15 protein-coding genes are annotated in these 12,413 nt (G+C 72.1%); 2 read left to right on the top strand and 13 right to left on the bottom strand.

Annotated elements, in window-relative coordinates; genetic code table 11:
- Positions 1 to 8: 8 nt before the first annotated feature.
- The 13 genes from csrA to BJK06_RS17125 all read right to left on the bottom strand — a co-directional run bounded on the left by csrA (position 9) and on the right by BJK06_RS17125 (position 10,576).
- Entirely contained in the window at positions 9 to 269 is a 261-nt protein-coding gene (gene csrA / locus BJK06_RS17185; protein ID WP_070418910.1) for a carbon storage regulator CsrA, read from the bottom strand.
- A gap of 4 nt (positions 270 to 273) precedes the next feature.
- Positions 274 to 1,227 carry a hypothetical protein gene (locus tag BJK06_RS17180; protein WP_156794907.1) on the bottom strand — a complete coding sequence of 318 codons (954 nt, stop codon included), beginning with the start codon at positions 1,225 to 1,227 and terminating at the stop codon, positions 274 to 276.
- Positions 1,217 to 3,271, bottom strand: coding sequence for a flagellar biosynthesis protein FlhA (locus BJK06_RS17175; protein ID WP_070418908.1), 2,055 nt, complete (start codon positions 3,269 to 3,271; stop codon positions 1,217 to 1,219). Before BJK06_RS17175 ends, BJK06_RS17180 begins: the two co-directional genes overlap by 11 nt.
- On the bottom strand, positions 3,268 to 4,449 hold the full coding sequence (locus tag BJK06_RS17170) for a flagellar biosynthesis protein FlhB (protein ID WP_070418907.1): 1,182 nt from the start codon (positions 4,447 to 4,449) through the stop codon (positions 3,268 to 3,270). Before BJK06_RS17170 ends, BJK06_RS17175 begins: the two co-directional genes overlap by 4 nt.
- Positions 4,450 to 4,453: 4 nt before the next feature.
- Entirely contained in the window at positions 4,454 to 5,212 is a 759-nt protein-coding gene (locus BJK06_RS17165) for a flagellar biosynthetic protein FliR (protein WP_070418906.1), read from the bottom strand.
- The gene (fliQ, locus tag BJK06_RS17160; protein ID WP_070418905.1) at positions 5,212 to 5,487 is read right to left on the bottom strand and encodes a flagellar biosynthesis protein FliQ; all 276 of its coding nucleotides are present in this window, start codon (positions 5,485 to 5,487) and stop codon (positions 5,212 to 5,214) included. The genes BJK06_RS17165 and fliQ overlap by 1 nt, the downstream gene beginning before the upstream one ends.
- The gene (gene fliP, locus BJK06_RS17155; RefSeq protein WP_070418904.1) at positions 5,487 to 6,308 is read right to left on the bottom strand and encodes a flagellar type III secretion system pore protein FliP; all 822 of its coding nucleotides are present in this window, start codon (positions 6,306 to 6,308) and stop codon (positions 5,487 to 5,489) included. The genes fliQ and fliP overlap by 1 nt, the downstream gene beginning before the upstream one ends.
- Positions 6,305 to 6,838 (bottom strand): flagellar biosynthetic protein FliO, encoded by a 534-nt coding sequence (locus BJK06_RS17150; protein WP_070418903.1) that lies wholly within the window; start codon positions 6,836 to 6,838, stop codon positions 6,305 to 6,307. Before BJK06_RS17150 ends, fliP begins: the two co-directional genes overlap by 4 nt.
- An 8-nt stretch (positions 6,839 to 6,846) precedes the next feature.
- Complete coding sequence (gene fliN, locus BJK06_RS17145) at positions 6,847 to 7,563, bottom strand: flagellar motor switch protein FliN (protein WP_070418902.1); 717 nt, start codon at positions 7,561 to 7,563, stop codon at positions 6,847 to 6,849.
- Complete coding sequence (locus tag BJK06_RS17140; RefSeq protein WP_083295356.1) at positions 7,560 to 8,438, bottom strand: flagellar motor switch protein FliM; 879 nt, start codon at positions 8,436 to 8,438, stop codon at positions 7,560 to 7,562. Before BJK06_RS17140 ends, fliN begins: the two co-directional genes overlap by 4 nt.
- Before the next feature lie 68 nt (positions 8,439 to 8,506).
- Entirely contained in the window at positions 8,507 to 9,436 is a 930-nt protein-coding gene (locus BJK06_RS17135; protein WP_070418901.1) for a flagellar motor protein MotB, read from the bottom strand.
- Positions 9,437 to 9,438: 2 nt separating this feature from the next.
- Positions 9,439 to 10,269, bottom strand: coding sequence for a motility protein A (locus tag BJK06_RS17130; RefSeq protein ID WP_070418900.1), 831 nt, complete (start codon positions 10,267 to 10,269; stop codon positions 9,439 to 9,441).
- 1 nt (position 10,270) lies between these two features.
- On the bottom strand, positions 10,271 to 10,576 hold the full coding sequence (locus BJK06_RS17125) for a flagellar FlbD family protein (protein WP_070418899.1): 306 nt from the start codon (positions 10,574 to 10,576) through the stop codon (positions 10,271 to 10,273).
- A gap of 249 nt (positions 10,577 to 10,825) precedes the next feature.
- Between BJK06_RS17125 and BJK06_RS17120 the strand changes: the two genes are divergently transcribed.
- Positions 10,826 to 11,686: a DUF4397 domain-containing protein gene (locus BJK06_RS17120; protein WP_070418898.1), complete on the top strand. Its 861-nt coding sequence runs from the start codon at positions 10,826 to 10,828 to the stop codon at positions 11,684 to 11,686.
- Between the two features lie 2 nt (positions 11,687 to 11,688).
- Positions 11,689 to 12,351 (top strand): class F sortase, encoded by a 663-nt coding sequence (locus tag BJK06_RS17115; RefSeq protein ID WP_083295355.1) that lies wholly within the window; start codon positions 11,689 to 11,691, stop codon positions 12,349 to 12,351.
- Positions 12,352 to 12,413 lie beyond the last annotated feature (62 nt).

Raw genomic sequence — 12,413 nt, 5'->3', positions numbered from 1 at the left:
GGGGCGCGTCAGGCGTCGCCGGCGGGCCCGCGGTCCTCGAGGGCCCGGCGGAGCCGCGCCTCGGCGTCGTCCCCGGCGCCGGCGGCAGCGGCAGCGGCCTCGGCGTTGGCCTCGGTCACCGCGCGCACGACCTCTTCGCGCTGGATCTTCACCCCGCGAGGCGCGTCGATACCGATCCGGACGCCGTCCCCGCGGCTGTCGAGCACCGTGATGACGATGTCGTCACCGACGAGGATCCGCTCGCCGACCTTCCGCGTGAGTACCAGCACCCGTTCAGCCTAGCGACACGACGGGGACTCCCAGCAGGTGCACCGACTCCGGCGTGGCGGTCTCCCCCGCGCCGATCGCCACGACCCCCGCCACGTGTGCCCGGTCGGCGACGGCGGCGAGCATGCGGACCGAGTCCTCGTGCTTCCGACCGACGTCCACGACGACCCAGACCTGGTCGGGTGCGAGTCCGGCGGCCGTCGCCACGTCGTCCCAGGCGGCGACCGCGAGCAGCGCGTACCCGTCGCGGACGCCGTCGGCCCGGGCGAGGATCCCGCTCCGCCGGTCGGCCGCGTCGGTCGGCCGGAGTGCGTGCCGGGTCGCGAAGATCCCGGCGGCCGCGTCCACGTCGTTCGGACGCCCGACGAGCAGCACGAGGTCGCCGTCGGTGGACCGGACCGACGGGGCGGGCCGGGTGGGCGCGGTGGCGGCGACCAGCTGCTCGGCCACGACGTCGTCGACGAGCCGAGCCGTCCCTCCAGGAACGACCGACGGACCGGGAACGACGGACGCGACGGGCACCGCGGTCGGACTGGGCACGTCCAGGAGGCGCGACCCGCCCGGCTCCTCGGCCCCCGCCTCCGGCAGTGCACGTGTCGGGCGCGGGGCGCTCCCCGTGATCCCGTCGGCGACGAAGCCGTCGAGCACCGACGCGAACGCGTCGGCCCGCGTGGACGCGGTGCCGTCGTGGCCGGCGATGCGCGCCTCCGCGGCTTCGGCGTCGGCCAGGAGCGCAGCGATGCCCACCCGCTGCACCGGCGAGTCGGCGATGGCGACGCGCGCGGTCGGGACGTCGTCGGGGCCGGGGACCTCGACGGTGGCCTCGACGTGCGCCTTGCGGAACAGCCCGCCGATGCCGGGTGTGGTGACGCGCTCGGCGGCGACGATGCGTGCGCCCGGTCCGAACTCCGAGCGGACGGCGTCCCGGAGCTCGTCGAGCGTGGCGCCGTTACGCTGCAATCGGGTCGGCGGCACGGACCACTCCCACGGTCTCGATGGTGGAGCCCGCGGCGGTGGCCTCCTGGTAGGAGAGCACCGGCAGGCCGTTCGACTGCGCGGAGACCATGCGGTGCACGGCCGGGCGGAGCTGCGGGGCGCAGACGAGGACGGCGGAGATCCCCTGGTCCTCGACGGAGCGAACGGCCTCGCGGAGCGACCCGAGGACCTGCTCGATGCGGTGGGCGTCGAGGACGATCTGGGTCCCCTGCTCGGACGGCCGGAGCCCCTCGAGCATCGACTGCTCGAGCAGCGGGTCGATCATGATGACCCGGAGCGTGCCGGCGTCGAGGTACCGGGCGGGCAGCGCGGGGCCGAGTGCAGCGCGGGCGGCCTCGACGAGCCCCTCCGGGTCGGTCGACACCTTCGCGCGGAGCGTGAGGCCCTCGCAGATCCGGCCGAGGTCGTTGATCGGGACCCGTTCGGCGAGCAGGCCCTGCAGGACCCGCTGCAGCTCGGCGAGCGAGAGCATCCCGGGGACGAGCTCCTCGACGGCCGCGGGGTTGACCTGCTTGACGCCCTCGGTGAGGACCTTGACGTCCTCGCGGGTGAGGAGCCGCGCGGCGTTGTCGCCGATGATCGCCTGCAGGTGCGTGACGAGCACGGAGACGCGGTCGATCACGGTCGCGCCGGTCATCTCGGCGGCGTGCCGGAGCTCGGCGGGGACCCACTTGCCGGCGAGGCCGAACACCGGTTCGACGGTGGTCTCCCCGGGGAGGCCCTCGAGGTGGTCGCCGAGCGCGAGCACGCTGCGCGACGGTGCGGTGCCCCGGCCGGCCTCGACGCCGGCGATGCGGATGGCGTAGGTCGACGGCGGGAGCTCGATGCTGTCGCGGGTCCGGACGGGCGGGACGACGATCCCCATGTCGATCGCGATCTTCCGGCGGAGTGCCCGGACGCGGCCGAGCAGGTCGTCCGAGGCGCCGGACACCATGTCGACCAGGTCGGGCGCGAGCAGGATCTCGAGGGCGTGCACGCGCATCTGCTCGATGAGGTCCTCGGGGGTGTCGGCGCTCGGCGCGGCGGCCTCCATGGCCTGCTGCTGGGCGACGGCGGCCTCCTCGCGCTTGGTGTTCTGCCCGAGGCGCCACCCGATCACGAGCAGCGTGGCGCCGATGACCAGGAACGGGACGATCGGCATGCCCGGGATGAACCCCATCGCGATCGCCGCGACGCCCGCGATCACGAGGGCGTTCCGCGACTGGGTGAGCTGCTGCGACGCCGAAGTGCCGATCTCGGTCTCGGCGCCGGAACGGGTGACGATCATGCCCGTCGACACCGCCATGAGGAGCGCCGGGATCTGCGTGACCAGCCCGTCGCCGATGGTCAGGATGCCGTACTTCGACAAGGCGTCGGTGATCGACAGCCCGTTCTGCACCATGCCGATGGCGATGCCGCCGACGAGGTTGATGACGATGATGAGGATGCCGGCGATCGCGTCGCCCTTGACGAACTTCGACGCACCGTCCATGGCGCCGTAGAAGTCGGCCTCGGCGGACACGGCGGCACGGCGTTCCTTCGCCTGGGCGTCGGTGATGAGCCCCGCGTTGAGGTCCGCGTCGATCGCCATCTGCTTGCCGGGCATCGCGTCCAGGGTGAACCGTGCCCCGACCTCGGCGACGCGCTCGGCGCCCTTCGTCACGACGACGAACTGGATGACGACGAGGATCAGGAAGATGACCGCGCCGATGATGATCGAGCCGGAGACCGCCACGTGGCCGAACGCCTGGATGACGTCGCCGGCGAACCCCTCGCCGAGGACGAGCCGCGTCGACGCGACGTTCAGGCCGAGCCGGAACAGCGTCGCGACGAGCAGCAGCGACGGGAACACCGAGAAGTCGAGCGGCTTCTTCACGAACAGCGTCGTGAGCAGGATCACCAGCGCCAGCAGGATGTTGCAGATGATGAGGAAGTCGAGCAGGAAGGACGGCACCGGCAGGATCAGCAGCAGGATGATGCCGACGATGAAGACCGGGACGACGAGCTTCGGCAGGTCCTTGCGGTTCATGCGGGCACCCCTTCGGGAGTCGAGTTCGGGCGGAGCTTCCGGGGCCGGAGGTCCCCGCTGATCGTGGCCGGGTCGATGACCGTCGCGACCTCGTCCGGGGTGGTCGGCCGCGGCGGGGCGTGCGTCCCGGCCGCCGCTCCCCTGGCCTTGAGCGCCATGACGAACGACAGCACGCGGGCGACCGGCGTGTAGAGGTCGACCGGCACCTCCTGCCCGAGCTCGCACGCGGCGTGCAGCGCACGGGTGAGCGGGACGTCCTGGACGATCGGCACCCGGGCCTCGAGCGCCTTGTCGCGGATCATCGCCGCGACCGGACCGGCGCCCTTCGCCACGACGCGCGGCGCGGACTTCCCCGGCTCGTACGACAGCGCGACGGCGTAGTGCGTCGGGTTCGTCATCACGACGTCCGCGGTGCCGATCGCCTGCACCATCCGGTTCCGGCTCATCGCGAGCTGTCGGGAGCGGCGCTGGGACTTCACGAGCGGGTCACCCTCGGCGTGCTTGTTCTCGTCCTTGACCTCGCGCTTGGTCATCATCGTGCGCTTGCGGTTGCGGCGGATCACGACGAAGACGTCGAGCGCGGCGAGGACCAGGCCGGCGACGATCGCCGCCCGCAGCAGGGTGCCGGTCCCGGCGGCCGCGGCGTCGAGCACGGCGGACAACGGCAGCGACCCGCTCGTCATGAGGACGGGGACGAGTGTCTGCACGGCCATCCAGAGCACGAGGCCGACGACGGCGGTCTTGAGGAGCGCCTTGCACCCGTTCCAGAGCGCCTGGGTGCCGAACACCCGCTTCAGGCCCTGGATCGGGTCGAAGTGCTCGGGCTGCGGCGTCAGCTTCCGGACGTGCACGCCGCCCTGCGCGACCGCTGCGGCCAGCACGGCGACGGCGACGACCCCGAGCATCGGGCCGAGGGTCCCGCCGAGCGAGCCGAGGGCCTCGTGGAACACGGCGTTCATGGTGCCGATCGTCGGGTCGGCGATGACGCGCTGCACGGCTCGGAGCTGCTCGGAGCCCGCGGCGGCGGCGTTGCCGATCGCGGACGGCATCATGAGTGCCGCGACCGCGATCCCGATCCACGCGCCGAGGTCCTGCGACCGCCCGATCTGGCCCTTCTGGTGGACCTCGCGCATCCGCTTCTGGGTCGCCTGCTCGGAGCGTTCTCCGCTGTCGGACACGTCGTCACCCCCGTCCCGTGATCGCGGCCACCGCGTCGCCGGTGAGGGACGAGACGACGGACGGCAGGGCCATGAAGAGCGCGCCGGCGAAGACGACGGTCAGCCCGATCTTGATCGGGAAGCCCATCTGGAAGGCGTTGAGCGCCGGGGCGACGCGCGTGAGCAGGCCCAGGCCGACGTCGGCGAGGAAGAGCACCACCACGAGGGGCCCGGCGATCTGCAGCGACGACAGGAACATCTGCGTGAGCGCGGTGACCAGCACGGACGCCAGGCCGCCGAGGTCGAACGTGCCGGTCAGCGGCACCGCGTCGAAGGAGCGCACGAGTCCGGCGACGATGAGCTGGTACCCGCCCGAGGCGAACAGCAGCGCGAGCGCCGCCATCTGGAACAGCCGCGTGAACTGGGCGCCGTTCACCTGCGACTGCGGGTCGAAGGCCTGCGCCAGCGTGAACCCGCCGAACAGGTCGATGAGCGCACCCGCCGACTGCACGGCGGCGAACACGAGGAACACGAGGAACCCGAGGGCGAGCCCGACGAGGAGCTGCGTCAGGAGCGCGAGCAGGAACGGTCCGGTGTCGAGCGACTCGTAGCCGACCGCGACGCGCGGGGCGACGCCGATCGCCAGCCCGATGCCGAGGATCACCTTCACAGTCGCGGGGAACGCGCGGTACGAGAACGGCGGCGCGATGACGAAGAACGCGACGAGGCGGACGCCGGCGAGCATCGTCGCCTCGAGGCGGTCGCCGTCGATGGAGAGCTCCATCAGGCCGTTCCCAAGAGCTTCGGGATCATGTCGAACGCGACGTGCGTGAACCCGACCATCTCCGAGATCATCCAGTTGCCGCAGACGACCAGGGCGATCGCGACGGCGACGGCCTTCGGCACGAAGGAGAGTGTGACCTCCTGGATCTGCGTGACCGACTGGAACAGCGAGATCGCGAAGCCCACGACGAGCGACGTCACGAGCACGGGCGCGGCGAGCTTCGCCGACACCAGGAGCGCCTGGAGCGTGAGGTCGATGACGGCCTGCTGGTTCATCAGTGCACCACCTGGTAGCTCTCGATGAGGGACTTGATGATGAGCCCCCACCCGTCGACGAGGACGAACAGCAGGATCTTGAACGGGAGCGAGATCATGACCGGCGGGAGCATCATCATGCCCATCGACATGAGCGCCGCGGAGACGACGAGGTCGATCACCAGGAACGGGATGAAGATGACGAACCCGATGATGAAGGCGCTGCGGAGCTCGGAGATCACGAACGCGGGGATCACCGTCGTCATCGGCACGTCGGCCATCGACTTCGGGTTGTCCTGACCGGCGGCACGGGTGATGAGCGCCACGTCCTCCTCACGCGTCTGGTGCAGCATGAACGTCCGCAGCGGCTTCGTCCCGATCTCGACCGCCTGGGTGAAGTCGAGGTGGCCGGCGAGGTACGGCTGCAGGGCGTCGTCGTTGATGTGCCCGAGGACCGGTGCCATCACGAAGAGCGACAGGAACAGCGCGAGCCCGGCGAGCACCTGGTTCGGCGGGATGGACTGCAGTGCGAGGGCGTTCCGCGTCATCGCGAGCACCACGAAGATCTTCGTGAACGACGTCATCATCAGCATGAGGGCCGGTGCGACGCTGAGCAGGGTGATCCCGATCAGGGTGACGACGGCGGACGACGGGGTGCCGTCCGGGCCGTTCACGCTGACGCTGAAGTCACCGGTCGACGGCGGCGTGGGCGTGGCTGGGGCGGTCGGCTGCACGACACCGGCCGCGTGGGCGCCGGTCGCCGTGAGCATGAGGAAGCCGGCGACGATCGTCACCCCCAGCAGGAGGAGGGCGATCAGGCGTCCGGTGCGGGCCGCGGTCACCCGGCCCGCCGGTTCCGGAGCGCCGAGGCGGCCTGCCGCCAGGTGTCGGCGGACAGGATCGACCCCTGCAGCTGCTGCGCCGTGGGCAGCGTGGTGCGCTGCGAGCGGCGGTTGCGGGGACGCATGGGCAGCGGCTGCGCCGCGTCGGACGGGAGGCTCGGCTCGGCTGCCGTCTGCTGCTCCAGTTCCTGACGGAAGCGGTCGGCCGACGGGGTCGGACGCACCGGCAGCGTCACCGGCCCGGTCACGATCGTGAGTTCCGGCGCCGGCGCCTGCCCGCTGGTGAGCAGGGCGACACCGTGCTCGGAGACACCGAGCACGAGGCGCTCGCCCTCGACGTCGACGACGACGACGCTCGCCTTGCCGCCGATGCCCTGGCGGCCGACGACCTCGACCGACGCCGAGCGGCGGCCCTTGGCCTTGCCCGCAACCAGGCCGCTCTTCGCGACGCGACGGTGCAGCACCCACATCAGGGCGAGCACGACGCCGAGCGAGAGCGCGACGCGGAGGACGATGACGGCGGTGTCCACGTCGGGGCTCAGACGCTCTCGGCGACGTCGAGGATCTTCGTGATCCGGACGGCGTAGTCCTGGTCGACGACGACGACCTCGCCGTGCGCGATGAGCCGGCCGTTGAGCAGGACGTCGGCCGGGGCTCCGGCGCTGCGGTCGAGTTCGACGACCGCGCCGGGCTCCATGCCGAGCACGTCGCGCACGGACATCCGGGTGCGGCCGATCTCGACCGTCAGGGTCATCTCGACGTTGTTGATCCGGCCGAGGTTCCCGGCGGGCAGGCTCGTCGTCGGCGCCGCGGCGGCAGGTGCGGACACGGTGCCGTTCTCGCGGACGCGCAGGGCGAACCAGCCGCCGGGGACGCCACCGTCGGTCAGCTCGAACACGACCGTGTCCGGGTCGGCCAGGAGCGCCGAGGCCGACTCGCGCCGTGCGTCGCCGAGGACGCCGACGCCGAGGACACCGGCGGCGGCCTCGAGGGACGGACGGAGCACGTCGGTCACGTCGACGATCCCGTGGTCGGTGCCGCCCGCGGCGACGACGGCCTCGAGGTCGGTGAGCACGAGGACGAGGTCGGCCGAAAGGCCGCCGACGAAGGACGCGACCACCGCGTCACCGGCGGCCTCGAGGGCAACGGGGGTCGCGCCTCCCGGGACCGCCACCGCTGCCAGCGGAGCGGCCGTCGGGAGCTGCGCGGCGAGTGCCTCGGCCGCCTGCGTGTGGAGGGTGGTCGTGACGGTCATGCGGGCTGCTCCGATGTGGTGGTGACGACGATGCCGGCGAGGCGCGAGCCGTTCGCGCCGACGGCGGCGGTGCCGACGGGCTCGCCGTCGACCGCGATGGTGAGGGGGCGGTGCTGCGGGTGCGGCAGCGGGAGCACGTCGCCGACGGCGAGACGCAGGACCTGCGACGGCAGCACGGTCGCCGGGGCGAACCGCAGGCTGACGCCGACCGGCACGCTGGCGAGCTGCGCGTCGACGAGGGCGCGGGCGTCGGCGGGGGTGACGTGGGCGGCGGCCTCGCCGAGCTGCGGCAGGACGGCGTCGGCCGGCAGCGCGAGCGTGCCGGGGGCGACGCGCTCCCCCACGCGGATCGTGAACGAGGCGACGATCATGAGGTCGCCCTTCTGGGCGGCCTGGGCGAACTGCGAGTTGAACTGGAAGCCGCCGGCGGTGACGTCGTGCGCGAGCAGGCCCCCGAACGAGTAGCGGAGGTCGTCGAGGGCGTCCTCGACGATCTTGCGGACGAGCGCCTGCTCGATCGGGGTGAACGTCCGGTCCGGCGTCGGGAGCGGCTTCGAGGCGCCGAGCGCGTGCGAGACCCAGGTGAGCGCGGCGTCGAGCGGGACCTGCAGCACGCCCTTCGGGACGACGTCCGCGATGGGGAGCAGCACCATGCCGGTGAGCGCGGGCAGCGAGGCGGCGTACTCGTCGTACGTCGTCATCTGGACCTGCTCGCACGTGACCTGGCTCACCGCGCGGACCTTGGCCGTCAGCTGGGTGCCCCACTGGCGCGCGAAGGTCTCGAAGGCGAGCTCGAGGACCCGGGCGTGCTCGCGGGCGAGCGTCGACGGGCGCGCGAAGTCGTACACCTCGGGCGCTGGCAGGGTCTCGGTCACGGGTGCGTCTATCGGTCCACCGTGGAGCACCCGTCAGTAGTGTGCCCCGTTCTGGGGCGGTGGTGCGCTCAGCCGGCTCGTGCTCCGTCCTGCGCCTTCGCCAGGGCCGGCATCAGCGCGCTGACGTCCTGGTCCTGGTTCGACAGCACGACGATGTCGACCCGCCGGTTCAGCGTGAGGTCGGCGTCCGTCCCGCCCTTCGCCAGCGGACGGCTCGACCCGAACCCGACGCTCTGGATGTCCTGGGCCGGCATCCCGCCGCGTTCCACGAGGTCGCGGAGCACCCCGGTCGCGCGGGCGGCGCTCAGCTCCCAGTTCGTGGCGTACGGCGCGGTGGAGTTCCGCTGGTCGGCGTGGCCCTCGACGCTGACGTCGTGGCCGCTGGTCTTGAGGACCGGGGCGATGGCGTCCATGATCCGCTTCGCCTGGTCGGACAGGTCGGCGCTGTTCGTGGTGAAGTACGTCTCGCTGCCGACGAGCCGGACCGTGAGCCCACGGGCGTCGACCGTGAACTGCACGTTCGACGTCTGCCCGGCCTTCGCGAGGTTCGCCTTGATCGCCTGCTCGATGGCCTGCAGGTCGTCGAACTCCTTCTTCGCCGCGGCGACGTCGGCCTTCGTCGCGGTCGTCGGGACCACGGTGGAGGCCGGGTCGACGTTGGTGTCCTTCGTGCCGGACGACGCGGTCGAGTGGTCCGCCTGGGACTTGTCGACGGAGTACCCGGAGCCGTCCTCGACCTCGTCCTTCGTCACGACCGTGCCCGACGCCGTGTCGACCTTCTGCGACTTCACCTCGCCGAAGCCCGTGGCGAGCGAGTTCTTCAGCTGGATGTACTTCTGCTGGTCGACCGTGGACATCGCGAAGAGCACGAGGAACATGCACATCAACACGGTGATCATGTCCATGTACGAGGCCATCCAGCGCTCGTCGGGGTGCTCGGCCTCGTCGTGCGACTTCTTCGCGCGTCCGCGACCGCGCCCGCGGGGGTTGGCGCTCATCGTCAGGCCGCCAGCTGCTGGTCGTCGGCGTCCGCGTCGCTGCCCTTGCCGGACTTCGCCTTGCCGCCCTTGGCGTCCCCACCGCGCGCCGCGGGCGGGACCATGGCGGTCAGGCGCTCGCCGAGCAGGCGCGGCTGGCTACCGGCCTGCACCGCGAGGAGCCCCTCCATGAGCAGCGTCTGGCGGTCGGCCTCGAGCTGCGCGAGCTTGCGGAGCTTGCCGCCGATCGGCAGCCACAGGAAGTTGGCGGTGAGCAGGCCCCAGAGCGTCGCGACGAACGCGCTCGCGATGAGCGGACCGAGCTCGTCGGGCTTGCCGAGGTTCGCGAGGACGTGGGTCAGCGACACCACGGTGCCGATGATGCCGACGGTGGGGGCGAAGCCGCCGAGGCCCATGAAGAACGAGCTGGCCGACCGGACCGGGGCGGCGTTCGACTCGATCTCGTCCTCGAGCAGGATCCGCAGCTCGTCGCCGTCCGTGCCGTCCGCGATGTTCTGCAGCGCCTTCTTCATGAACGGGTCGTCGTGCTTGTCGGCCTCCTGCTCGAGTGCGAGCAGACCGTTCGCGCGGGCCGTCTCGGCGAGCCCGACCACGTCGTCGATGACCGACTGCGGCGGGGTGACCTTGCCGGTGAACGCCTTCGGCACGGCCTTGAAGCTGGCGATGGCGTCCTTGAGGGTCGTGCTCGCGATGCCGCAACCGATCGTGGCGCCGAACACGAGCAGCATCGGTGCCGGCAGGAACAGCCCGGCCAGCTCGACGTGCTCCATCTCGACCATGCCGAACAGGGCGCCGAAGGCGAGCAGGATCCCGATGATCGTCGCGATGTCCACGTCAGCGACCCCCGTCCTGCGTGCGGGGTGCCCGGTCGGTGGACACGGCGTGGATCGGGGCGACCGGTGCCAGCGTCGGCTGGGGGCCGGTGGCGTTCCGCGCGGCGGTGTCCGTGCCGTAGGCCATGCCGACGATGCGTGCCCGGTACGCGGCGATCAGGTCGATGACGTCGGCCAGGGACTCGCGGACGATGTACTTGGCGCCGTCGACCATGATGAGCGTCGTGTCCGGCGTCTCCTGGATGCGCTCCACGAGATCGGGGTTGACAGCGAATCCGCTGCCGTTGAGTCGTGTGACGACGATCATGGCCCGTCCTGGTTCTCGATCGTCCCGCCGCCGTCCGTGGGGCGGGATGCTGCCCGTCCGTGGGCTGCACCGAGGACTATCGGCGGGCCGGGGCCGGTCGTTAGACGTGACCGGCGCGACCCGCGTGATCTGCCGACACCGGATTCCGGATCCACTGCATCCGATCGGCTCCTTCCACCGGTAGTGCCGGTGTGACGTCGACGACGACGTCGTCCGTACCGGCCCGAAGGGGCCAGAAGGAGACCCGACATGCGCAAGACACTCGCCACCGGCCTCGCCGCCGGTGTGCTGCTCGCCGCCGCTGCGGCCGCGGTCCCGGCGGCCACCGCCTCCGCCGCCACCGGGGACGCGACGCTCTCCGTCCTGCACGCCGTCCCGGACGTCACGGTCGACGTCTACCTGGACGGGAAGCGCGCCCTCGACGACTTCACGCCGGGCACCCTCGCCGGCCCGATGATGGTCCCGGCGGGCGCCCACCAGCTCGCGATCACCGCCTCGGACGCAGCCGATGCGTCGGAGCCGGTCATCGGCCCCGTGGACGTCACGCTCGACGCCGGCGGGAACTACACCGCCGTCGCGCACGACGACACCAGCGGCAAGCCCACCGCCACGCTCTTCACCAACGACGTCTCGGCCACGCCGGCCGGACAGGGCCGTCTCGTCGTCCGGCACGTCGCAGCCGCTCCCGCGGTCGACGTGCTCGCCGGCGGCAAGGCCGTGGTCAGCAACCTGTCGAACCCGGACGAGCAGGCACTCGAGCTCCCCGCCGGAACCGTCTCGGCATCCGTCGCCGCCACCGGCACGACCGACCCGGTGATCGGTCCGGCCGACGTCCCCGTCACCGCCGGAGCCGACACGATCGTGTACGCCTGGGGCAGCCTGGACGACCAGAACCTGGCGCTCGCCACCCAGACGATCTCGGACCTCGGCGGCACGCCGAACGGGGTCCCCGCGGGCAACGCCGGACTCGTCGCGACGAACCGGACCGACACCGTCGGGATCGTCGGCGGGACGACAGCAGCCCTCGCGGCTGCGGTCGCGATCGGCGCGGTGGTGCTCCGGCGCCGCCGCACCGTGACCGGGGACCAGCGGCAGGACTCGGGTCACTGACCGTGCCGTCCCCGGTCCGGACCACCGCGGCGGCGCTCGTCGTCGCCGCGGTGGCCGCGGCCATCCTGACCGGGTGCTCGTCGGGCGGCTCCCCCACCCCCGACGGGCACCCCTCGACTGCGATCGTCACCGGTCCGTCGTCGACGCCGACCCCGGTGCCGTCGGCGTTCTCGACCGCGGTGCCGCAGGTCCGCGCCACGGTCCCGCCGGCCGTCCGGGTCGCCGCTCCGTCCCGGATCGCCGTCGACTGGGCCGGCGTGCGGGCCGAGGTCCGTCCCGAGGGCGTCGACGACCAGGGCGCGATGTCCCTGCCGCCCGATCCGGCCGTCGCCGGCTGGTACCGGTACGGCGCAGCGCCGGCGTCGACCACGGGGACCGTCGTGATCGCCGCCCACGTCGACGCCGTCGGCTACGGCGTCGGGCCGTTCGCCCACCTCCGGGACGTCCCCGCCGGCACGACCGTCGTCCTGACCGACACTGCGGGTGACCGGACCCGCTGGCGGATCGACTCGGTCGCCCTCGTCGCCAAACGCGGCCTCCCGTGGGCCTCGGTCTTCCGGACCGACGGGCCGCGACGGCTCGTCCTGGTCTCCTGCGGCGGCGTGTTCGACGAGTCCACCCACCACTACGAGAGCAACCTCATCATCAGCGCGACGCCCGCCTGACCGGACCGATCACGACCGCCGTACGATCGGGTCACGGTCGACGACGACCACGCCAGCGACAG

Origin of the sequence: Curtobacterium sp. BH-2-1-1 (assembly GCF_001806325.1) — a bacterium.
Taxonomy (GTDB): Bacteria; Actinomycetota; Actinomycetes; order Actinomycetales; family Microbacteriaceae; genus Curtobacterium.
Note: the sequence above shows the minus strand (reverse complement) of the source record. Positions and strands in the feature narration are given on the sequence as shown.